General features: G+C 72.4%; 19 protein-coding genes. 12 read left to right on the plus strand and 7 right to left on the minus strand.

What is annotated here, in order from left to right; genetic code table 11:
- The 7 genes from IF00_RS0117695 to IF00_RS0117725 all read left to right on the plus strand — a co-directional run bounded on the left by IF00_RS0117695 (nucleotide 1) and on the right by IF00_RS0117725 (nucleotide 8245).
- Nucleotides 1-678, plus strand: coding sequence for a TetR/AcrR family transcriptional regulator (locus IF00_RS0117695; protein ID WP_051820356.1), 678 nt, complete (start codon nucleotides 1-3; stop codon nucleotides 676-678).
- A gap of 204 nt (nucleotides 679-882) precedes the next feature.
- Nucleotides 883-2055, plus strand: coding sequence for an aminotransferase class V-fold PLP-dependent enzyme (locus IF00_RS0117700; protein ID WP_037638447.1), 1173 nt, complete (start codon nucleotides 883-885; stop codon nucleotides 2053-2055).
- Nucleotides 2040-3374, plus strand: coding sequence for an ABC transporter substrate-binding protein (locus IF00_RS0117705; protein WP_051820358.1), 1335 nt, complete (start codon nucleotides 2040-2042; stop codon nucleotides 3372-3374). The genes IF00_RS0117700 and IF00_RS0117705 overlap by 16 nt, the downstream gene beginning before the upstream one ends.
- A gap of 2 nt (nucleotides 3375-3376) precedes the next feature.
- Nucleotides 3377-4381: a carbohydrate ABC transporter permease gene (locus IF00_RS0117710; RefSeq protein ID WP_030319144.1), complete on the plus strand. Its 1005-nt coding sequence runs from the start codon at nucleotides 3377-3379 to the stop codon at nucleotides 4379-4381.
- A complete protein-coding gene (locus IF00_RS0117715; RefSeq protein ID WP_030319145.1) occupies nucleotides 4378-5193 on the plus strand; it encodes a carbohydrate ABC transporter permease in 816 nt (271 codons plus the stop codon). The genes IF00_RS0117710 and IF00_RS0117715 overlap by 4 nt, the downstream gene beginning before the upstream one ends.
- A gap of 5 nt (nucleotides 5194-5198) precedes the next feature.
- Entirely contained in the window at nucleotides 5199-7148 is a 1950-nt protein-coding gene (locus tag IF00_RS0117720; protein ID WP_078944724.1) for a glycoside hydrolase family 36 protein, read from the plus strand.
- A 68-nt stretch (nucleotides 7149-7216) separates the two neighbouring features.
- A complete protein-coding gene (locus IF00_RS0117725) occupies nucleotides 7217-8245 on the plus strand; it encodes a LacI family DNA-binding transcriptional regulator (RefSeq protein WP_030319149.1) in 1029 nt (342 codons plus the stop codon).
- Between the two features lie 31 nt (nucleotides 8246-8276).
- On the opposite strand, the gene IF00_RS0117730 is transcribed toward IF00_RS0117725, so the two are convergent.
- From IF00_RS0117730 to IF00_RS0117760, 7 genes are all read right to left on the minus strand, one after another.
- A complete protein-coding gene (locus tag IF00_RS0117730) occupies nucleotides 8277-8957 on the minus strand; it encodes a GntR family transcriptional regulator (protein ID WP_030319151.1) in 681 nt (226 codons plus the stop codon).
- Between the two features lie 47 nt (nucleotides 8958-9004).
- A complete protein-coding gene (locus tag IF00_RS0117735; protein ID WP_106975826.1) occupies nucleotides 9005-10390 on the minus strand; it encodes an aldehyde dehydrogenase family protein in 1386 nt (461 codons plus the stop codon).
- Nucleotides 10387-11391 carry a proline racemase family protein gene (locus tag IF00_RS0117740; RefSeq protein WP_030319155.1) on the minus strand — a complete coding sequence of 335 codons (1005 nt, stop codon included), beginning with the start codon at nucleotides 11389-11391 and terminating at the stop codon, nucleotides 10387-10389. The genes IF00_RS0117735 and IF00_RS0117740 overlap by 4 nt, the downstream gene beginning before the upstream one ends.
- 34 nt (nucleotides 11392-11425) lie before the next feature.
- Nucleotides 11426-12334: a dihydrodipicolinate synthase family protein gene (locus IF00_RS0117745; RefSeq protein WP_030319156.1), complete on the minus strand. Its 909-nt coding sequence runs from the start codon at nucleotides 12332-12334 to the stop codon at nucleotides 11426-11428.
- Between the two features lie 63 nt (nucleotides 12335-12397).
- Nucleotides 12398-13969, minus strand: coding sequence for an FAD/NAD(P)-dependent oxidoreductase (locus IF00_RS0117750; RefSeq protein WP_078944725.1), 1572 nt, complete (start codon nucleotides 13967-13969; stop codon nucleotides 12398-12400).
- Nucleotides 13950-14264 carry a (2Fe-2S)-binding protein gene (locus IF00_RS0117755; protein ID WP_030319160.1) on the minus strand — a complete coding sequence of 105 codons (315 nt, stop codon included), beginning with the start codon at nucleotides 14262-14264 and terminating at the stop codon, nucleotides 13950-13952. The genes IF00_RS0117750 and IF00_RS0117755 overlap by 20 nt, the downstream gene beginning before the upstream one ends.
- Nucleotides 14265-14296: 32 nt before the next feature.
- Nucleotides 14297-15454 (minus strand): NAD(P)/FAD-dependent oxidoreductase, encoded by a 1158-nt coding sequence (locus IF00_RS0117760; protein ID WP_030319162.1) that lies wholly within the window; start codon nucleotides 15452-15454, stop codon nucleotides 14297-14299.
- A gap of 213 nt (nucleotides 15455-15667) precedes the next feature.
- On the opposite strand from IF00_RS0117760, the gene IF00_RS0117765 reads away from it, so the two are divergent.
- The 5 genes from IF00_RS0117765 to IF00_RS0117785 are packed head-to-tail and all read left to right on the plus strand — an operon-like array spanning nucleotide 15668 to nucleotide 21360.
- Nucleotides 15668-17410, plus strand: coding sequence for an ABC transporter substrate-binding protein (locus IF00_RS0117765; protein WP_030319163.1), 1743 nt, complete (start codon nucleotides 15668-15670; stop codon nucleotides 17408-17410).
- 32 nt (nucleotides 17411-17442) lie between these two features.
- Complete coding sequence (locus IF00_RS0117770) at nucleotides 17443-18396, plus strand: ABC transporter permease (protein ID WP_030319165.1); 954 nt, start codon at nucleotides 17443-17445, stop codon at nucleotides 18394-18396.
- Nucleotides 18393-19379, plus strand: a complete 987-nt coding sequence (locus IF00_RS0117775) for an ABC transporter permease (protein ID WP_030319167.1) — start codon at nucleotides 18393-18395, stop codon at nucleotides 19377-19379. Before IF00_RS0117770 ends, IF00_RS0117775 begins: the two co-directional genes overlap by 4 nt.
- Nucleotides 19379-20383: an ABC transporter ATP-binding protein gene (locus IF00_RS0117780; RefSeq protein WP_030319169.1), complete on the plus strand. Its 1005-nt coding sequence runs from the start codon at nucleotides 19379-19381 to the stop codon at nucleotides 20381-20383. The genes IF00_RS0117775 and IF00_RS0117780 overlap by 1 nt, the downstream gene beginning before the upstream one ends.
- Nucleotides 20380-21360 (plus strand): ABC transporter ATP-binding protein, encoded by a 981-nt coding sequence (locus IF00_RS0117785; protein ID WP_030319170.1) that lies wholly within the window; start codon nucleotides 20380-20382, stop codon nucleotides 21358-21360. The genes IF00_RS0117780 and IF00_RS0117785 overlap by 4 nt, the downstream gene beginning before the upstream one ends.

A 21360-nucleotide genomic window follows, 5' to 3' on the forward strand; every position in this document is an offset into this window, starting at 1 on the left:
ATGCCGCCCGCACCCGGAGACCGTGACGCCCGCCGCGAGGACGTATCCGAGACGGTGTGGCAGGTGCTCGCCGACAAGGGGTTCGGCGGGCTGACGCTGCGCGCCGTCGCCGCCGCGATGGGCGTCTCGACCGGGATGCTCATGCACTACTTCCCGACCAAACGCGCCCTGATCGCACACGCCCTGGACCTGCTGGAGAAGCGCACCGCGGAACGTCCCCGCCGGGCCCGTCCCGGCGCGGGCCTCGCCACCGTGCGCGTCATGCTGCTGGACATCCTTCCGCTGACTCCGGGCGACACCGCCCGCAACCGCATCTGGGTCAGCTCCTGGGACCTCTCGCTCGCGGACGACGGCCTCGGCGCGGAGCAGGCCGACCGCTACACCCGGCTGCGCTCGACCCTCCTCCCCCACCTGGAGGCCGCACGCGACCTGGGCGAACTCCCGGCGGACACCGATCTGGAACAACTCGCCGCCACCGCCGTCGCCTTCACGCACGGCCTCGTCGTCCAGGCCCTGTTCGACCCCGTCCGGTTCCCGGAGGAGGTACAGAGCGCGATGCTCGACGAGTTCCTCGCGACGATCGCGCCGCCCCGCCCCCTCACCGGCACCCGCACCGCAACCGGCACCCCCACCGGTGCCGGCACCGACGATCACCGTCAGGCCATCGGCCACCGGTAGAGCAACCGCGAGCCCGACTGCGGCAGTTCGCGTCGACAGAACTCTTGCCGGGGCGACTCCACCTCTCTAATGTGAACCTTCAAATCCCGGGATCGTCATGCATTTGGGCACTCAGAGGGACTGAATTTGAACGCTCAAACTACAGGATCTTCCGATGCCGGCACCCGCGCGGCTCCCGGTCGGTCCACCTCCGATCACAGCCCGATGCCGGGCTACCTCGATCACGCCAGGATCGGCCCGCTCTCCCACCGGGCCTCCGCCGCGCTCGCCGCCGCGACCGGGCTGGCCGGTCGAGCGAACCCCGACGACCTCGACCGGCTGTTCGCCCTCAGCGACGCCGCCCGTACCTCAGCGGCGCGGCTCCTCGACGCCCGGCCCCACGAGATCGCCCTCGCCCCGTCCACCAGCAACGGCCTGTTCACCGTGGCCGCCGCACTCCAGGGTCCCGGCACCGTGCTCGTGCCCCGCGGCGAGTTCCCCGCCAACGTCTATCCCTGGCTTCGCTTCGCCGGCCGCGGCGGCCCGGAGGTCCGCGTTCTCGCCCCGGACGGGCAGCGTCACATCACCGCCGATCTTCTGCGCCGTCATCTCACGCCCGACGTCACGGCACTCACCGTCAGCGCCGTCGATTCGCTCACCGGCCATGTGGCCCCGCTCGCCGCTCTCAAAGAGGTCCTCGGACCCGACCGGCTCCTGATCGTCGACGCCATCCAGGGGCTCGGTGCCGTCCCCCTCGAAGCGGAAGCCGCCGACGTCCTCGTCAGCGGCGGCCAGAAGTGGCTACGGGCCGGCTGGGGAGCAGCACTGCTGCTGATCCGCGACCGGTGCGGCGAGCGTCTCGGCCCCGGGCTCGGCGGCTGGGCCGGAGTCACGGAGCCCTTCGCCGTACGGCATCCTGCGCCCTCCCTGCCCGGGGCAGCCGCCCACCTGGCCACCAATCCCGACTTCCCGGCCGCCGCGGCCATCGGCGCGGCCGTCGACGACCTGATCGAGCAGGGCGGCCCGACCGTCATCGGTGCCCGGATCAGAGCGACCCTCGCGGAGCTGCTCGACCGGGCGCGGCGGGCGGGCGCCGAGGTCCTGTCGGATGGACTGGAGCCCCAGGAGCGCGGGGGAATCGGCACCTTCCGCCTCCCCGGCCATGACCCCTGCGCCGTCCATGGCGCCCTCGGAACGGCCGGCGTGATCGCCACGCGCCGAGACGAGTGGATCCGGCTCTCTCCCCACGCCTCCACCCCGCCCGCCGCGGCGGACCTGTTCGCGGAGGCACTGCGCACCCTCACCCACAGCAGCACCAGCACCAGCACCAGCACCGAAAGCAGTACCCACACCCGTACCCGCCACGACGCCCAGGAGCCGACATGTCCCACCAGCTGACCCGCCGACAGATGCTTCACCTCGCGACCGCCTCCGCCGCCGGGCTCGGCCTGGCCGCCTGCGGCGGTGGCGGATCGGGCGGCGGCGCCGCCGGTGCCGACGGTGACAACGGGAAGATCACCGTCTGGAGCTGGACCACCGCGGCCGAGGCCCTGCGCGGGGTCGTCCCCTCCTTCGAACGGGACAACCCCGGCATCAAGGTCGACGTGCAGGACGTGGGCAACCCCGCCATCTGGGACAAGATCACCGTCGGTCTCGCCTCGGGCGGCAAGGGAGTCGCCGACGTCCTGCACATCGGAGTCGACTACCTGCCCGGCTACCTGGAGAAGTTCCCCGAGGGCCTCGCCGACCTGTCCAGACTCGGCGCCGACCGGCACAAGGACGCCTTCGTCGAAGGTCTGTGGCCGACCGTCATGGGCAAGGACGGAGCCGCCCACGCCCTCCCGTGGGAGGTCAACCCCCTCGGTCTCTTCTACCGGCACGACTACTTCGAGAAGGCCGGTGTCGACCCCGCCTCCCTCACCAGCTGGGACGACCTCATCGCCGCGGGGCCGAAGATCCGTGCCGCCACCGGCGCCCAGCTGCTCGGGCTCGACAAGCCGGGCACCAAGCAGGACATGGACTTCTTCCAGAACCTGATGCAGCTCCAGGGGGCCTTCTACTTCGACGCCGAGGGCAGGGTCACCCTCGCCTCCCCGCAGGCGGTGCAGGCCCTCACCGTGATCAAGCGGCTCAACGACGGCGGCCTGCTCGCCGACACCGCCGGCCAGGGCACCTGGAAGCGCCTCGTCGGCCAGGGCAAACTCGCCACCGTCCCGTACCCCGCCTGGGCCATCGAGTACCTGGCCACCAAGTTCCCCGCCCAGAGCGGCAAGTGGCGCGTCATGCAGGCGCCCGCCGCGGTCCCCGGGGGTGGACGCAGCGCCATCGTCAACTCCACGTACCTGACCGTCTCCGCCACGAGCAAGCGACGCAAGGCGGCCTGGCGCTTCATCGAGTACGCGTTGACCAAGCCGGCCGAGATCAACCGGATGTTCGCCTCCGGCGGCGTCTTCCCCGCCCTCAAGGGGGCTTACGCCGACCCGAAGTTCAGCGCGCCCCACCCCTTCTACGGGGGCCAGCAGGTGCTGCGGTCCTTCGTCGCATCGCTCGACTCCGGTTCGGACGCGACCAACTTCACCGGTGACTACAGCCGCGCCCTGAAGATCGCCGCCGACGCCCAGAGCCAGGTGCTGATCAAGGGCGCCGACCCGGCCGAGGCGCTGAAGGCCGCGGCCAAGCAGCTCGCCCAGCAGACCGGCCGGCAGCAGGCGGCCTGACCATGTCCCTCGCCCCGTCCGAAAGCGCCCCCGGCGGAGCCCCCGCCGTCGCGACCGGCACGCCCGCCGGTCGCGGTGGCCACCGCCGCCCCGGCAGGGCCCGCTCCGGCTCCAGTCGCTCGGGCCTCGCCCGTCCCGGCCGGCGCCGGCTGCTGACCCGTGGCTCCGTCCCGTACCTGCTGATCATGCCTGCCGTCCTGGGCTTCGCGGTCTTCAAGGCGTACCCCATCGCGGCCTCGTTCTGGATCAGCCTCACGACCGGGAACGGCGACGCCCGGCAGTTCGCGGGACTCTCCAACTACCGGCGACTCCTGGACGATCCGCTGTTCTGGACCGCGTTGAGGAACACCGCGCTGATCCTGGTCGTCCAGGTGCCGCTGATGCTCGGCCTCGCCCTGCTCGTCGCCCTCGGGCTCAACTCCACCAAGGTCTGGCTGCGCCCGCTGTGGCGACTCGGTGTCTTCGTCCCCTCGCTGACCGGCCTGGTCGCCGCCGGCGTGATGTTCTCGGTGATCCTGAACCACGACGCGGGACTGCTGAACTGGGTTCTCTCCCTGTTCGGCATCGACCGGGTGAACTGGCTCGGCAGCCCCTACTGGGCCCGCGTCGGCGTCGTCCTCGTCATCACCTGGCACTACACCGGCTACAACGCCGTGATGTACCTCGCCGGCCTCCAGGGCATCCCCAAGGAGCTGTACGAGGCCGCGATGGTCGACGGCGCGGGACCGGTCCGCCGCTTCTTCGCCATCACCCTGCCCCAGTTGCGGCCGATCCTCCTGCTCACCGTGGTGCTCTCGACCATCGGCACCCTGCAGCTCTTCGACGAGCCGTACGTCCTCACCGGCGGCGGCCCCGACAACTCCACCCTCACGGTCACCATGTACCTCTACAACAACGGCTTCAAGTACTTCGACTTCGGTTACGCCTCGGCCCTCGCGTACGCGCTCGCGCTCATCGTGTCCGTGCTCGGCATCCTCCAGGTCCGCCTGATGGGAGAGCGCCGATGAAGTTCCGCGGCCCCCTGCTCACCGTGTTGCTCGCGGGTGCCTTCGGGCTCTGCGTCGGACCGTTCTGGTGGCTCGCCATGGCCGCCACCCAGGACGACAAGGACGTGTTCTCCTGGCCGCCGAAGCTGCTGCCCGGCAGCCACCTCATGGAGAACCTCCAGGGCCTCCAGGAGTCCATCGGTCTCACGCGGGTCCTCGTCAACACCCTTGTGGTGGCGGGTCTCCAGACCGTCGGCGCGGTCGTCGTCTCGGTCCTCGCCGGGTACGCCTTCGCCAAGTTCGACTTCCGCGGGCGCAATCTGTTCTTCGTCCTGCTGCTCAGCACCCTCGTCATCCCCGACGCGGTGATGCTGATCCCGATCTTCCAGATGATGATGGACCTGGGCCTGATCGACTCGTACGAGTCCGTCGTCCTGCCCGGCCTGGTGACGCCGTTCGGCATCTTCCTGATGCGGCAGGCGCTGCGCTCGATGCCCGACGAACTCCTGGACGCGGCCCGCGTCGACGGCGCGGGCGAACTGCGCGTGCTGTGGCGGATCGTCATCCCGGTCAACCGGCCGATCATCGCGGCGCTCGCGCTCTTCGTCTTCCTCGGCGGCTGGAACCAGTTCGTGTGGCCGCTGATCGCGCTGCGCAGCCCCGAGATGTACACGCTGCCCGTCGCCACCGCCACCTTGCAGGGTCTGTCGACCACCGACTACGCGCAGGTCCTGCTCGCCGGAGCCATCGCCGCCATCCCCGTGATGGCCCTCTTCCTCGTCCTGCAACGCCAGTTCATCTCCGGCCTGCTCGCCGGGGCCACCAAGGAGTGATCGCCGTGACCACCGATCCGAAGTCCGTCGCCTCGCAGGGCGCTGTTCCGCAGCACGTCGACCCCGGGCATGACGCCGACCCCCGGCAGGCCGATCTCCGGCAGCCCGACCCCCAGGAGTCCGTTCCCCAGGAGCCCGTCCCGGCCTGGCGACCGGGCACGCCGACCGGAGATACTCCCGGCGCCGTCGTCCACCGCCGGCTCGCCACGGGCCTGTTCCACTCCACCGGAGAGCCGCTCGCCCTCCACCTCACCGGACACGGCGGCGACCGGTGGGCGGCCAGCGTCGCCCGGATCCAGGACGGCGTGGCGCTGATCGAGGTCACGGCGGCGCAGGCCGTCACCCTCCGCGCCGAATGGCGTGTCCCCTGCGTCGGGGCCACCGCCTACTGGACCCCGGACACCGACGCCTCCCGCTGGCTGCCGCCTTCCTGGATCACGCCCCGGACCGTCTCGCTCGCTCTCGGCGCCCCTGTCGCCAGTCTGGTCGGCGCCCACGACCGCGCCCTGTGCACGGCCGCCGCCGGAGAGACCGCCGCACCCGTACGCGTCGGCGCCGGTGTCGTGGAGGAGAGCGGGGAGTTCGCGTTCACCGTCGAACAGGACCTCGCTCCGGACGGGCCACCGATGCGGCTGCGGATCGACCTCAGCGGCCGTCACTTCGCCACCACCCTGCGGGCCGTCACCGACTGGTGGGCCGAGGGCGTGGACCACCCGGGCGTCGCCCCCGCCGCCCGGATGCCCGCCTACTCCACCTGGTACAGCCTCCACCAGAACGTCGACACCGCCACCGTGGAGCAGCAGGCCACCCTCGCCGCCGGCCTCGGCTGCGAGAGCGTCATCGTCGACGACGGCTGGCAGACCGCCGACCGCACCCGCGGTTACGGCCACTGCGGCGACTGGGACCCCAACCCGGAGGCCTTCCCCGACCTCAAGGCCCACGTGGCCGAGGTCCACCGGCGCGGTCTCGCCTACCTCCTCTGGTACGCCCTGCCGTTCATCGGCCGGCACAACGACGCCTGGGACCGCTTCAAGGACAAGGTCCTGCGCGAGGAGCCCCACCTGGAGGCGGCCGTCCTCGACCCCCGTCACCCCGAGGTCCGGACCTATCTGATCGACAAGGTCTGCCGCGCGGTCGAGGAGTGGGGCATGGACGGGGTGAAGCTCGACTTCATCGACCGTTTCGCCGTCGCCGACCCCCCGCCCGCACCGGCGGGCGCCGACCGCGACACCGTCCACGAAGGCCTGCTCCAGCTCCTCGCCGAGCTCGACACCCGCCTGCGCCGCACCCGGCCGGACGTGATCGTCGAACACCGCCAGCCGTACGTGAGCCCGAGCCTCTGGCCGTACGCCACCATGGTCCGCGCCACCGACTGCCCGCTCAGCCCCGCCGAGAACCGTCAGCGCACCGTCGACTGCCGGCTCACCGCGGGACCGCTCGCCGTTCACGCCGACATGATCATGTGGAACTCCGCCGAGGCGCCCGAGTCCGTGGCCGTCCACCTGATCAACGCGCTGTTCTCGGTACCGCAGATCTCCGTCGACCTCTCCGCACAGACGCCCGGCCGGCTCGCCGCCCTGCGCTTCTGGCTCGGTGTCCTCCGCCGCCACGCCGACGTCCTCCAGCTCGGCGACCTGGAGCCCGCCCGCCCGGACCTCGGCTACCCGCTGGTCAGCGCCCACGGCCATCGCACCAGCGTGGTCGCCCGGTACGCGCCGCTGCCCGTCGCCCTCCCGGACCGGGACGGCGCGGACGGTCCGCGGACCCTGCTCGTCGCCAACGCGGACCGCGACCCCGTGGTGCTCCTCGTGGCCACCCGGCAGGAACGGGCCTTCGCCCTCGTACAGGACTGCGGTGGTGAGATCCTGTCCGAGACCGTGCTCGACCTCGTCCCCGGGGTGAACCCGGTGACGGTGCCGACCGGCGGCCTGCTCACCCTGACCCGAGAGCACTGAACGACGAAGGGGCCGGGGACGGCCGTCCGCCGTCCCCAGCCCCTCCGACCACCGCCCCCAGAGGAACGATGACCGCTCGACAGGTGACCATCGAGGACGTCGCACGCGCGGCGGGAGTCTCCCGCCAGACCGTCTCGAACGCCCTCAACGCCCCCCACCGGCTGCGCGCCACCACCCTGGCCCGGGTCACCGCCGCCATCGACGAACTCGGCTACCAGCCCGATCAGTCCGCCCGAAGTCTGCGCACCGGCACCCGCAAGGTCATCGGCTATCCGGCCCCCGTCGACAACCCCGCCGATCCGAACCCCCTGATGGGCGGCTTCCTCCAGGCGCTGGTGAGCGCCGCCGACGCCGTCGGCCACCGCATCCTGCTGTTCCGTTGCGACCCCCAACAGGGCCTCGCGGCGGTCGCCAAGTCCTTCAACGGGCTGATCGCGGCCCGGCAGGTCGACGGGTTCGTCCTCTCGGACGTGGTGCACGACGACCCGCGCGTCGACGTGCTCGCCGAGGCCGGCTTCCCGTTCGCCGCTTTCGGCCGCACGGCCCCGGGCCGCCCGCAGAACTGGGTGGACATCGACTCCGCGGCCGCCACGGCCGCCCTGGTCGGCCTCCTGCTCGAGCAGGGCCACCGCAGGATCTGCTACGTGAATTCCGCGGCCTCGCTGCCCTGGCTCGCCGACCGGCGGGCCGGCCTGCAGCAGGCCGCGGCCGCGGCACCCGACGGCGCCTTCGAGGTCGGCGTACCCGACGACGATCCGGCCGCGCTCTCCCAGGCCCTGCAGCGTCTGCTCGTCGGCCCCGACCGCCCGACCGCCCTGGTGTGCGCGAACGACTGGCTCGCCCTCGCCGCCTACCATGCCGTCCGTGCGGCCGGCCTCACCGTCGGAGCCGACGTCGCCGTCGCCGGCTTCAACGACATGCCGCACTGCACACTGATCCAGCCCGCCCTCACCAGCGTGCGCCTGCCCCTGTCCGGCATCGCCCACGCCCTCGTCGCCCGGCTGATCACCGCGGTCGAGGACCCCGCCGCCGCTCCCACGACTGGGCTGCTGCTCCCGGCAGAGCCGGTCGTACGGGGCAGCACACCGGCGCGGTAGCCGTGCCGCCGGCCATGATCCGAACGGACCCCTAGCCTTCGGCCGGTCCCCCGCTCCTGGCCCAGAGGGAACGGACGTGGCCCAGGTGCCGGGTCATGCAGGCCTCCGCGCCCTCGGCGTCCCCGGCGAGCATCAGGTCGAGCAGTTCCAGATGCTCCTCGGCAGAGGGAATGAGGTCACCGCTCTCGTCGAGGGATGTGAGCCCGTACAGGCGTGACCGCTTGCGCAGATCGCCGACGGTCTCGACGAGGCGCTCGTTGCCCGCGAGGCCGAGCAGGGTGAGGTGGAAGAGCCGGTCGGCCTCCAGGTAGCCGATGAGGTCGTGCTCACGGGCGGCGCGCACGATCTCCGCGGCCACCGGCCGCAGCGCCTCCAGGTCCTCGCGCGTGGCGGACCGGGTGACGCGGCCGACCGTCGGGATCTCGATGAGCGCGCGGATCTCGGTGTACTGGTCGAGGTCGCGTTCGTCGACCTCGGTGACCCGGAACCCCTTGTTGCGGACGGGCTCGACCAGCCCCTCGCGGGCCAGGTCGAGCATCGCCTCACGCACGGGTGTGGCGGAGATGCCGAAGTCCTCTGCCAGGGTGGGGGCCGAGTACACCACGCCCGGCCGCAGTTCGCCGGAGATCAGGGCGGCGCGCAGGGCATGGGCGACCTGGTCGCGCAGCCGCTCTCGGGAAGCGTTCAGGTCGCGGTGGGTCAGGTGCCCCATGGAGGTGGTGATCCCTTCGGTTCGTTCTGCGTCACCACCGTACGATGTCACGTCGCGGCGCCCGCGGGTGCCAGGGTGTACGTCCGGGAGGACGTGTAGAACTCGAGGGCCGCCCTGCCCTGCTCGCGCGGGCCGTGACCGGACTGCTTGGCCCCGCCGAACGGCAGGTGGAAGTCGACGCCGGTGGACGGGGCGTTGATCCGGATCATGCCGGTGTCGACGAGGTCGAGCCCGTACAGGGCCGCGTCGAGGTCGGCCGTGTGGACCGAGGTGACGAGGCCGTACGGCACGGAGTTGGTGATCCGTACCGCGTGGGCGAGGTCGTCGGCGGGGAGCAGCGCGGCGACGGGACCGAAGACCTCCTCGTTGAGCAGTCGGTGTCCCGGCGGGACCTTCTCGACCAGGGTCGGGGCCGCGTACCAGCCGGGTGTCGTGGGGACGGTGGCGCCGGCGAGGGCGGGGAGCCCCTGCCAGGCCTCGACCACCCGCTCGCGGGCGCTCTCGTGGACGAGCGGACCGCACACCGTCCCCGGATCGGCGGGGTCGCCGACCCGGACGGCCCGGAAGGCTTCGGAGAGGGCCTCGCGCAGGGGGTCGAGGGCGGCGCCGACCGCGATGATCCGGCTGGTGGCGGTGCACTTCTGGCCCGCGAACCCGGCGACGGCGGCGGCGATGTGGGCCGCTGCCTGACCGATGTCCGCGTCGGGCAGGACGATCGCCGCGTTCAGGCCGCCCATCTCGGCCTGCGCGGGGATGCCGCGCGCCGTCGCCGCGCGGACCACGGCCCGGCCGACGGGGGTGGAGCCGGTGAAGGAGACGACGTCGGCCGCGGAGACGAGGGCGTTGCCCTCGGTGGCACCGCCGGGCAGGACGGCGAACACGTGGTCCGGCAGGGCCTGTCGGACGATCTCGGCGAGTCGCTGGGCGCATGCGGTGGCTTCGGGGGCCGGTTTGAGGACCACCGTGTTGCCGACCGCGAGTGCCGGAGCGGCCTTCCAGCTCGGGATGGCGAAGGGAAAGTTCCAGGGCGTGACGAGCCCGGCCACGCCGTGGGGGCGGCGCCGGTTCAGGAGCAGCCCGGGACCTGCCGCGGTCTCGTGGACGGAGCCGGTGGGCTCGAACGGTGCCTGGGCGTAGTAGCGCCAGATCGCGACGGTGCGTGCGACCTCGGCCCTGGCCTCGGTGAGGGGCTTGCCGACCTCGCGTACGGCGAGGGCGGCGAGCTCGTCGGCCGCGGCCTCCAGGGCCGCGGCGACCGCGCCGAGCGCGGCCGAGCGGGCGGTGGCTCCGGCGCGCAGCCAGCCGGGCTGGGCGGCCCGGGCCCGCTCGACGGCATCGGCGGCGGCGAAGGCGCCGGGAGCGGGGAGGCTGACGAGCACGTCGGTCGGGTCGGCCGGGTTGTGCGAGACGAGGGTGGACCTGTCGGTGATCACAGGAGGAAGCCTCCGGGGAAGGGGTCGTCCGGGTCGAGGAAGTACTGGGCGGTGCCGGTGATCCAGGCACGGCCGGTGACGGTCGGGACGACGGCGGGCAGGCCGCCGACCTCCGTCCCTGCGGTGAGCCGGCCGGTGAACCGGGTGCCGATGAAGGACTCGTTGACGAAGTCTCGGTCGAGCGGGAGTTCGCCCCGTGCGTGGAGCTGGGCCATGCGCGCGCTGGTCCCGGTGCCGCACGGGGAACGGTCGAACCAGCCGGGGTGGATGGCCATCGCGTGCCGCGAATGCGCGGCGTCGGAGCCGGGCGCCGAGAGGTAGACGTGCTTGAGTCCGGCGATTTCGGGGCGGGTGGGGTGTACGGGCCGGTCCGGGGAGGCGTTGATCGCGTCCATGATCGCGAGTCCGGCGGCGAGGAGGTCGTCCTTGCGGTCGCGGTCGAAGGGCAGCCCGAGGTCGTCGAGGGGGACGAAGGCGTAGAAGTTGCCGCCGAAGGCGAGGTCGTAGGTGACCTTGCCGAATCCGGGGACGTCCACCGCGCGGTCCAGGCCCACGCAGAAGGCGGGGACGTTGGTGAAGGTGGCGGACGTCGCCGCGCCGTCCTCCACCTGGACGTCGACGGAGACGAGACCCGCCGGGGTGTCCAGGCGGACGGTGGTGACCGGTTCGACGACCGGCACCATGCCGGTCTCGACGAGGACGGTGGCGACGCCGATGGTGCCGTGGCCGCACATCGGCAGGAGGCCCGACACCTCGATGTAGAGGACGCCGTAGTCGGCGTCGGGGCGGGTGGGCGGCTGGAGGATGGCGCCGCTCATGGCCGCGTGCCCGCGCGGTTCGAACATGAGGAGCGTCCTGAGGTGGTCGAGGTGCTCGATGAAGTGGAGCCTGCGCTCGGCCATGGTGGCGCCGGGGATCACACCGACGCCTCCGGTGATGACCCGGGTGGGCATTCCCTCGGTGTGGGAGTCGACTGCGTGGAAGACATGACGCGTACGCACGCGGAGTTCCTTTCGGTCCGGTCGGTGGGTCCGGTCAGCGGTGACCGTCGGCGACGGCCTTCTCGGTGGCGGTGCGTACGGCGGTCTCGGTCGCTCCGGTGAGGGGGAGGCGCGGCGGGCGGGCGGGGCCGCCGCGGCGGCCTGCGATGTCCATGGACAGCTTGATGCACTGGACGAACTCGACCTTGGAGTCCCAGCGCAGCAGGGAGTGCAGCGAGGAGTAGAGCGGTCGGGCGGTCGCCAGGTCGCCCGCGACGGCGGCCCGGTACAGCTCGACGCAGCTGGCGGGGAGGGCGTTGGGGTATCCGGCGATCCAGCCGACCGCACCGGCCAGCGCGAGCTCCAGAAGGACGTCGTCGGCGCCGATCAGCAGGTCGAGTTCCGGGGCGAGTTCGGCGATCTCGTAGCCCCTGCGGACGTCGCCGCTGAACTCCTTGACGGCGACGATGCTGCCGTCGGCGTGGAGCTTCGCCAGCAGGCTCGGGACGAGGTCGACCTTGGTGTCGATGGGGTTGTTGTACGCGACGACCGGGATGCCGACTCCCGCCACGTCCGCGTAGTGGGCGATGACGGAGCGCTCGTCGGCGCGGTACGCGTTGGGCGGCAGCAGCAGGACGGAACCGCAGCCGGCCTCGGCGGCCTGTTCGGCCCAACGGCGGGACTCGGCGCTGCCGTAGGCGGCGACGCCCGGCATGACCCTGGCTCCGTCGCCCGCGGCCTCGACGGCGGTACGGACCACACGGGCGCGCTCGTCGGCGGTGAGGGTCTGGTACTCGCCGAGGGAGCCGTTCGGGACGACGCCGTCGCAGCCGTTGGCGATCAGCCAGGCCACGTGCTCGGCGTAGGCGTCGTAGTCGACGGAGAGGTCTTCCTTGAACGGCAGGGTGGTGGCGACCATGATGCCGCGCCAGGGGCGTTCGGTGGTCCAGGTGGTGGCGTTCATCTCGACGACCTTTCGGTGAGCTGTGACGGGTAGGACGGGTGTGACTGTGATGGGTGTGACGTCTTAGGAGGGGACCGGGTCTGTCGGACTGTCGGGCGCGGACGCCGGGTCCGGTGACCCGTCGAGCGCGGCCAGTGTCGACAGCGGGACGGGGACGGCGAACGGGCGGCGTTCGCCCGGCGGTTCAGGGGCGGATCCGGCGGACGCGAGGCACGCCACGGCCGTACCGCACATCCGGCCCTGACACCACCCCATGCCCGCCCGGGTGAGGAGTTTGACGGTCCGGGCGTCGCGCGCGCCGCACGCGGCGATCGCCTCGCGGATCCTGCCCGCCGGGACCTCCTCGCAGCGGCACACGTCCGTGTCGTCGCTCAGCCACCCGGTCCATCCGGGGCCCGGGGCGTGCGCGGCGGACATGACGTCGGCGAAGGCACGCATGCGGTCCCGGCGCCGCCGGAGTCCGGCGGTCGCACCGACTCGGGCGGGGCGGCCGAGGAGCCGTGCGGCGATCACCCGGCCCGCCAGCTCCCCCTCGGTGCGGGCGAGTTCGGCACCGCCGACGCCCCCGGTCTCGCCCGCGGCCCACAGGCCGGGCACCGAGCTCTCCTGAAGGTCGTCCAGGGCCAGGCCCAGGGTGCCGTCGGGCAGCGCGCGGGTGGTGCAGCCGACGGCCACGGCCAGCTCGATCTGGGGCACGAGGCCGTGACCGACCGCGAGCGCGTCGCAGGCGATCCGGCGGCCCGTCCCCCGTACGGGCCGCCATTCGCGGTCCAGGCGGCTCACCGTGACGGCCTCCACCCGGTCGGTGCCGTGCACCTCGGTCACCGCGCTGCGCAGCCGTACGGGCACCCGGTGACGGACCAGCGCTGCCGCGTGGACGAGGGCCTCGGCCGCCTTGCGCGGGTTGGTGGCCAGCGCCCGGGGGCGGCGGCCGTACCGCAGGTACCCCGCGGCCTCGACGACCGCCGGCACCCGCGCTCCGGCCGAGGCGAGGGAGGAGGCGACGGCGAGGAGGAGCGGACCGCTGCCTGCCACGACGATGCTCCGGCCGGGCAGCACGAGCCCGGACTTGAGCATGGCCTGCGCTCCCCCGGCGCCCACGACCCCGGGCAGGGTCCAGCCGGGAAAGGGCAGTTGGCGTTCGTAGGCCCCGGTGGCGAGGAGCAGGGCGCGGGCCCGGATCCGGGCGGGGGCGTCCGCGCATCCGTCCGCGCCGGTGAGGGCATGCGCCGTCCACGTCCCGTCGGTCTCCTTCACGACGGACCACACGTGATGTCCGGTCAGGTGGTCGACGCCGCTCGCGTGCAGGCGTCGGCGCAGGTCGGCGAAGGCGGACCAATCGTGGTGAAGGGCCTCGGGCCGTCGCGCGCCGAGGGCGGGCGCAGGGTGCCGGTAGAACTGCCCGCCGGACTGGGCCGAGGAGTCCAGCAGCGCCACGGACAGGCCGAGTTCGGAGGCGGCGACGGCTCCGGCGAGCCCTGCGGAGCCCGCGCCGACAACGACAAGGTCGTACGGTGCGTCCGCGCGTCGGCCCGTGTCGGGCACGGGGTCGGGGGCGGTCCGCGTCGAGTCCTTCGGCCCGGATGCCGAACAGGACCGGGCCACGTCTTCGGGTTCAGACGCCGAGGCGGTCATGGCCGTGCCCTTCCTGGGTGGTGATCGTGTCACCGGGGTGGGCCGGGACCAGGCAGGCGCGGCGGTTGGGCTCTCCGTTGACGGTGGCGAGGCAGTCGTAGCACTGGCCGATGCCGCAGAACGCGCCGCGCGGGCGGCCTCCGTCCCGCGTGGTGCGCCAGGCCAGGATGCCCGCGCCCCACAGGGCGGCGGCGAGGGTCTGGCCCGGCAAGGCGGGGACGGGCCGGCCGTCGAAGGTGATCTCGAACGGCGGATCGGGCTGTGCCCCGACGAGGCCGATGGGGGTGCGGGCCACGGGCCCTCCTCTCGTGACGGTGGGTGCGCGCCTCAGGGTGCGGTGGCGTCGAAACGTTCGGGTCGGAACGGGTGGAGGTCGAGAGGAGGTTCGGCGCCGGTGATGCAGGCGGCGACGATCTGTCCCGTCACCGGTGCGAGGCCGATTCCCGCGCCCTCGTGGCCGCAGGCGTGCAGCAGTCCGGGGGCGCGCGGGTCGGGCCCGATGGCGGGCAGGTGGTCGGGCAGGTAGGGGCGGAAGCCGAGGTAGGTGCGGATCGCCCGTACGGTGCCGAGGACGGGGAACAGTGCGGTGGCGCCGGCGGCAAGGCGGTGCAGGACTTCGGTGGAGAGGGTCCGGTCGAAGCCGACGCGCTCGCGGCTGGCGCCGATGAGGACGGGTCCGGCGGGGGTGCCCTCGACGACGGCCGAGGTCTGGAGCGCGGCGGAGCCGCTGGCCACGTCGGCCACGTAGTCGGCGGCGTACACCTTGTGGCGGACGATGCGCGGCAGGGGTTCCGTGACGAGGACGAAGCCGCGGCGGGGCAGGACGGGCAGGTGGACGCCGGCGAGCTCGGCGAGGGCGCCGCCCCAGGTACCCGCGGCGTTCACTACGTACGGGGCGTGGAGTTCACGGGTGGCGGTCCGCACTCCGCGGACCGCTCCGCCCGCGCCGGTGAGGAGGCCGGTGACCTCTTCGCCCAGCGCGAGGCGGACCCGGTCGCCGGCGGCTCGGAGGAGCTGCGCGGCGGCCTGGGCGGGCATCACCTGGGCGTCCTGGGGGTAGTGGAAGCCGCCGGTGAGGCCCGGTGCGAGGTGGGGCTCCAGGTCGTGGAGCCGGTCACCGGGCACCTCGTGCGCGATGACCCCCGCTTTCTCCTGGCGGGCCCCGAACTCCCGCAGGGCGTGCAGTCCCGTCTCGCCGGAGGCGACGACCAGGCCGCCCTTGGCCTCGTACTCGACGGTCGGCGGAAGCCTGTCGGCGAGTTCGGTCCACAATGCGGTGGAGAGGAGGGCGAGCTGGAGTTCGGGGCCGGGTTCCTTGTCGGAGACCAGGAGGTTGCCCTCGCCCGCTCCGGTCGTGCCGCCGGCGACGTAACCTCGGTCGACGACGGTGACGGAGAGGCCGGCGAGGGCCGCGTAGTGGGCGCAGGCCGCGCCGACCACGCCGGCGCCGATGACGATGACGTCCGAGGTTTCTCTCGTGGGCACAGCAGTAATATTTCACATTGCACAGCCCCTGCCAAGACCCTCGCCGAGACATCCACCCGGCTCCGCCCGGCCCCCATCGACCCCGGCCCCCTTCCGGACACGGATGAGTAACGGCCGACTCGACACCTTGTCAGTACAATTTCACATTACTATGTTACCGGTCACATTCCAGCCGCCCTACGGCTGGCCGACCGCTTCCCCGGAGTGACCCGCATGAACAAGCGCACGCGCACCCTGGCCACGGCCCTGGTGACGACCCTGACCCTCGCCGCGACCGGCTGCTCCGGCGGAGGCACGTCCGGGAGCGACCGGAACGGCAGGAACCCCGCGACCTCCAACACCGGGGCGGTCCTCGGCGGCACCCCGCAGAAGGGCGGCACGCTCACCGTCCTGTCCAACCAGGACTTCACCCATCTCGACCCGGCCCGCAACTGGGTGATGGGCGACATGGACTTCGGCACCCGCCTGCTCTACCGCACCCTCGTCACGTACAAGGCGGCACCGGGCGCGCAAGGCGGCGAACTGGTCCCCGACCTCGCGGAGAGCCTGGGCGTCTCCTCCAACGGCGCCCGAACCTGGACCTTCACGCTCAAGCCGGGCCTGAAGTACGAGGACGGCACGCCCATCACCTCCCAGGACATCAAGCACAACGTGGAGCGGTCCTTCTCCCCCGACCTGCCCGGCGGCCCCGACTACGCCGCCCGCTACCTCGCCGGCGCCGAGGGCTACCAGGGCCCGGCGGGCGGCAAGCACCTCGCCTCCGTGAAGACCCCCGACGACCGCACGATCGTCTTCGAACTCCGCACGCCCTTCGCCGAGTTCCCCTTCGCGGCCACGTTGCCCACCTTCGCGCCCGTGCCGCCGTCCCAGGACAAGGGGCCCCAGTACGACAACCGGCCCTTCTCCTCGGGCCCGTACAAGATCGACTCCTACGCCCGCGACAAGCAGCTGGTTCTCGTCCGCAACACTCACTGGGACCCGAAGACCGACCAGGTGCGCAAGGCGTACCCGGACAGGGTCGTCGTCACCATGGGCCTCAAGGCCAACCAGATCGACGACCGGCTCATCGCCGCCACCGGCCCGGACGCCTCCGCCGTCCCGTGGGACAAGCTCCGCCCGGAGTCCACCCCCAAGGTGCTCACCAAGCCGGACATCAAGGCCCGTCTCCTCGCCGAGTCGACCAGCTGTACCGAGATGGTGCAGATGCACACCGGGCGCGCGCCCTTCGACGACGTCAAGGTCCGGCGGGCCGTGCAGTACGCCCTGGACCGCGAGGCCGTCCTCACCGCATCCGGCGGCCCCGCCCTGAACGACCCGGCCACGGCGCTCATGCCGGGCTTCCTTTTCGGCGGCAAGCAGCCCGACACCCTCGGCATCCCCCTCACCGGCGACGTTCCCAAGGCCAAGGAGCTGCTCAAGCAGGCGGGCAAGGCGGACGGCTTCACCACGCGCATCACCGTCTCCAACGGCGACAAGGCCGTCGGCGAGGCCGTGCAGCAGTCCCTCGGCCGAGCCGGGATCAAGGTCACCATCGAAACCGTCGACCCCTCCGCCTTCTACGACACGATCGGCGACACCAAGAACCGCACCGACCTCGTCTACACCGGCTGGTGCCCCGACTACCCCTCCGGCTCGACGTTCCTTCCGTTCGTCTTCGACGGCCGTTTCATCAAGGAGAAGGGCAACTCCGGCAACCACTCGCTCTTCCGCGACGACGCCACGATGAAGCGCATGGACGAGATCGCGGCGATGGCCGACGCCACCCGGGCCGCCAAGGCCTGGCGGGAGCTCGACGGAGAGATCCTCGCCAAGGCGCCCACAGCGCCCGTCGTGGTCGAGCGCAAGCCCCTCCTCATCGGCACCAACATCGCCGGCGCCTTCGGCCACACCTCCTTCGGCGGCCAGCTCGACTACGCCACCGTCGGCCTCAAGGACCCCTCGAAGAGCGGGAACTGAGGCCGGCCGTGACCACCACCCCACCCTCCCCCGTGACCACCACCGGGCCACCCTCCGCGACCACCGCCCCACCACCCCTCACCCGCACGGCACACGGCCCCTGGCAGCTCGTCCGTGCCGAACTGCGCCGCCGCCCCGCCGCCCGCCTCTCCCTCGGCGTGGTCGCCTTCTTCGCGCTCCTCGCCGCGGCCGCCCCGCTGATCGCCGCGCTCGGCGGCTGGGGCCCGGACGAGTTCGACAAGAGCGCCGTCGACCCGTACCTCGGCGGCCTCCCCATCGGACCGCTCGGCGGCGTCTCGGCCGAGCACTGGCTCGGTGTCGAACCCGTCACCGGCCGCGACCTGTTCGCCCGTGTCGTGCACGGCGCCCAGGTCTCCCTGCTCATCGCCTTCTCCGCGACGGCGATCGTCGTCGTCGCGGGGACGGCGGCCGGCATCGCCGCCGGTTACTTCGGCGGCCGCACCGACACCGCGCTCTCCCGCCTGATGGACCTCACGATGTCCTTCCCCTCCCTCATCTTCATGATCGCGATGATGTCGGTGGCGCGGGACGTCAACCGGATCGTCCTCATGACCGCCGTCATCGGCCTCTTCGGCTGGCCGGGCATCGCCCGGATCGTCCGCGGCCAGACCCTGTCGCTCAAGCACCGCGAGTACGTCGACGCCGCCCGCGTCGGCGGCTCCGGCCCCCTGCGCATCCTCGTCCGCGACATCCTCCCGGGCGTCGCGGGGCCCGTCATCGCGTACACGACGCTGATCGTCCCCGGGATGATCGCCACCGAGGCCGCCCTCAGCTACCTCGGCGTCGGCGTCCGCCCGCCGACACCCTCCTGGGGCCAGATGATCGCCGAGAGCGTCTCCTACTACGAGACGGACCCCATGTACTTCGCCGTCCCGAGCCTCTGCCTCTTCCTCACCGTGCTCGCCTTCACCCTGCTCGGCGACGCGCTGCGCGACGTCCTCGACCCGCGAGGAGGCGGCGCGTGATCCTCTACCTCGGCCGGCGTCTCCTCGGCGTGCTCGGCGTGCTCGTCGCCATCGCCGCCGTCACCTTCGCCGTCTTCTACGTCCTGCCCTCCGACCCCGCCGCCGCGGCCTGCGGCAAGTCGTGCAGCACCGACCGCCTGGAGGCCATCCGCGCCCACATGGGTCTGGACGCCCCGCTGTGGCGGCAGTTCGCCGACTTCGTCACCGGCATCTTCACCGGCCGCACTCTGGGCACCGGGAGGTACGCCCTGCACTGCGACTTCCCGTGCCTCGGCTACTCCTACGAGAACAGCCAGGGCGTGTGGGACCTCCTCGTCGACCGGCTGCCGGTCTCCGCTTCGCTGGCCGTCGGCGCCGCCGCGATCTGGCTGCTCCTCGGCCTCTCGGCGGGCGTCACCGCCGCACTCCGGAAGGACACGCTCACCGACCGCGTCCTGATGGTCGGCGCGGTCGCCGCCGCCTCGCTCCCCGTGTACTTCACCTCGGTGATGCTGATCTACGGGCTGATCCGGGTCACGGGCCTGCTCCCCTACCCCCAGTACGTGCCCTTCGGCACCGACCCGCTGTCCTGGGCCTCCAACCTGCTGCTCCCGTGGCTGGCGCTCGCCCTGCTCTACGCCGCCATGTACGCGCGGCAGAGCCGGAACTCGATGATCGAGTCCATGGCGGAGCCGTACATCCGCACCGCGCGCGCCAAGGGTCTGCCGCGCCGCACGGTGGTCGTCAAGCACGGTCTGCGCGCCGGGATGACACCGATCCTGACGATCTTCGGGATGGACCTCGGCGGGCTCCTCGCGGGCGCCGTCATCACCGAGTCCATCTTCGGGCTGCCCGGCATCGGACGGCTCTTCTACGGTGCCCTGTCGACCGGGGACCAGCCGGTCATCCTCGGGGTGACCCTGCTCGCCGCCACCTTCATCGTCGTCGCCAACCTGGCCGTCGACCTCCTGTACGCCGTCGTCGACCCACGAGTGAGGTACTGATGGGCGACTCCGCCTCCCTCCTGTCGGTACGGGACCTCACGGTCACCTTCCCCACGAAGCGCGGCCCCGTCCGGGCCGTCGACTCCCTCGCCTTCGACGTGCTGCCCGGCCGGACGCTCGGCATCGTGGGCGAGTCCGGCTCCGGCAAGTCGGTCACCTCCCTCGCCGTCATGGGCCTGCACACGGGCGCCGAGGTCACCGGTTCCGTCACCCTCGCCGGGCGGGAACTGATCGGCCTGTCCGACCGGGAGCTGAACGCGCTCCGCGGCCGGCGGATGGCCATGATCTTCCAGGACCCGCTGTCCAGCCTCCACCCCTACTACACCGTCGGCGAGCAGGTTGCCGAGCATCACCGGGTCCACTTCGGCTCACGCCGGGCCACCGCCCGCGAGCGGGCCGTCGAAGCACTCGCCGAGGTCGGCATCCCCGAACCCCGGCGCCGGGCCGGCGAGTACCCCCACCAGTTCTCCGGCGGCATGCGCCAGCGGGTGATGATCGCGATGGCCCTCGTCTGCGAACCGGACCTCCTCATCGCCGACGAGCCCACCACCGCGCTCGACGTCACCGTCCAGGCCCAGATCCTGGACCTGATCGCCCGCCTCCAGCAGGAGCGGGGCCTCTCCGTCGTCATGATCACGCACGACCTCGGGGTGGTCGCCCGGGTCGCCCACGACGTGCTCGTCATGTACGGCGGCCGGTCCGCCGAACACGCCCCCGTGGATGCCCTGTTCGCCTCCCCCGCCCATCCGTACACCCGCGGCCTGCTCGACTCGCTGCCCCGTCTCGACGACCCCGACGACGCCCCGCTGCGTGCCATCCCGGGCAGTCCGCCCTCGCTGCTCGAACCGGCTCCGGGCTGCGCGTTCGCGCCCCGCTGTCCCCGCGCCGCCGCCGGCTCCGAGGAGGAACGGAACCGCTGCGCGACCGAACGCCCGTCCCTCGGCGGCCCGGACGGACACCCGGCCGCCTGCCACTTCCCCGCGTACGAAGGCGTCGCCCCATGACCACGAACGCACCGCCCCTGCTCCGCGTACGGGATCTCACGATCACGTTCCCCGGCCGCCGCAGGGGCTCTGCCCCGATCCGGGCCGTCGACCGCATCGGCTTCGACGTGGCGGCGGGCGAGACCCTGGGCCTCGTCGGCGAGTCCGGCTGCGGCAAGTCGACCACCGGCCGCACCATCGTGCGGCTCCTTGAACCCACCGCCGGATCCGTCTCGTTCGAGGGAAGGGACATCAGCCACCTGTCGCAGCGTGCGCTCAAGCCGCTGCGCCGCGACCTCCAGATGGTCTTCCAGGACCCTCACTCCTCCCTCAACCCCCGGCACACCGTGGCCCGGATCATCGCCGACCCGCTGCTCGTCCAGGGCGCCACGGTCGCCGCAGCGCGCAAGCGCGCCGTGGAGCTGATGGAGCTGGTCGGCCTCATCCCGGAGCACATCGACCGGCACCCCCACGAGTTCTCCGGCGGACAGGCACAGCGCATCGGCATCGCCCGCGCCCTGGCCACCAACCCCCGGCTCGTGGTGGCCGACGAACCGGTCTCCGCCCTCGACGTCTCCGTCCAGGCGCAGATCGTCAACCTGATGGAGCGACTGCAGAGCGAACTCGGGCTCGCCTACCTCTTCATCGCCCACGACCTCTCCGTCGTGAAGCGCGTCTGCGACCGGGTGGCCGTCATGTACCTGGGCCGGATCGTGGAGATCGGCGCGAAGGAACGGGTGTACGCCGCCCCGGCCCACCCCTACACACGGGCGCTGCTCTCCGCCGTACCGCTGCCAGACCCGGCGGCCGAACGGAGCCGGGAGCGGATCACCCTGCTCGGCGACCCGCCGAGTCCGGCCGCTCCCCCTCCGGGCTGCACCTTCCACCCGCGCTGCCCCAAGGCGCGGGAGATCTGCCGGACGGAGGCACCGCCGCTGCGGACACTCGTGCCGGGCGAGCCGCGTGAGGTCGCCTGTCACTTCCCCGAGGGCGTCTGA

Origin of the sequence: Streptomyces flavochromogenes, assembly GCF_000717595.1 — a bacterium.
GTDB lineage: Bacteria > Actinomycetota > Actinomycetes > Streptomycetales > Streptomycetaceae > Streptomyces > Streptomyces flavochromogenes.

What these genes read in the sequence shown, in the direction of transcription:
- IF00_RS0117700 (WP_037638447.1), top strand. Translation starts at nt 883, where the DNA reads ATGCCGGGCTACCTCGATCACGCCAGGATCGGCCCGCTCTCCCACCGG.
- IF00_RS0117765 (WP_030319163.1), top strand. Translation starts at nt 15,668, where the DNA reads ATGAACAAGCGCACGCGCACCCTGGCCACGGCCCTGGTGACGACCCTG.
- IF00_RS0117715 (WP_030319145.1), top strand. Translation starts at nt 4,378, where the DNA reads ATGAAGTTCCGCGGCCCCCTGCTCACCGTGTTGCTCGCGGGTGCCTTC.
- IF00_RS0117705 (WP_051820358.1), top strand. Translation starts at nt 2,040, where the DNA reads ATGTCCCACCAGCTGACCCGCCGACAGATGCTTCACCTCGCGACCGCC.
- IF00_RS0117710 (WP_030319144.1), top strand. Translation starts at nt 3,377, where the DNA reads ATGTCCCTCGCCCCGTCCGAAAGCGCCCCCGGCGGAGCCCCCGCCGTC.
- IF00_RS0117730 (WP_030319151.1), bottom strand. Translation starts at nt 8,957, where the DNA reads ATGGGGCACCTGACCCACCGCGACCTGAACGCTTCCCGAGAGCGGCTG.
- IF00_RS0117745 (WP_030319156.1), bottom strand. Translation starts at nt 12,334, where the DNA reads ATGAACGCCACCACCTGGACCACCGAACGCCCCTGGCGCGGCATCATG.
- IF00_RS0117695 (WP_051820356.1), top strand. Translation starts at nt 1, where the DNA reads ATGCCGCCCGCACCCGGAGACCGTGACGCCCGCCGCGAGGACGTATCC.
- IF00_RS0117725 (WP_030319149.1), top strand. Translation starts at nt 7,217, where the DNA reads ATGACCGCTCGACAGGTGACCATCGAGGACGTCGCACGCGCGGCGGGA.
- IF00_RS0117750 (WP_078944725.1), bottom strand. Translation starts at nt 13,969, where the DNA reads ATGACCGCCTCGGCGTCTGAACCCGAAGACGTGGCCCGGTCCTGTTCG.
- IF00_RS0117780 (WP_030319169.1), top strand. Translation starts at nt 19,379, where the DNA reads ATGGGCGACTCCGCCTCCCTCCTGTCGGTACGGGACCTCACGGTCACC.
- IF00_RS0117785 (WP_030319170.1), top strand. Translation starts at nt 20,380, where the DNA reads ATGACCACGAACGCACCGCCCCTGCTCCGCGTACGGGATCTCACGATC.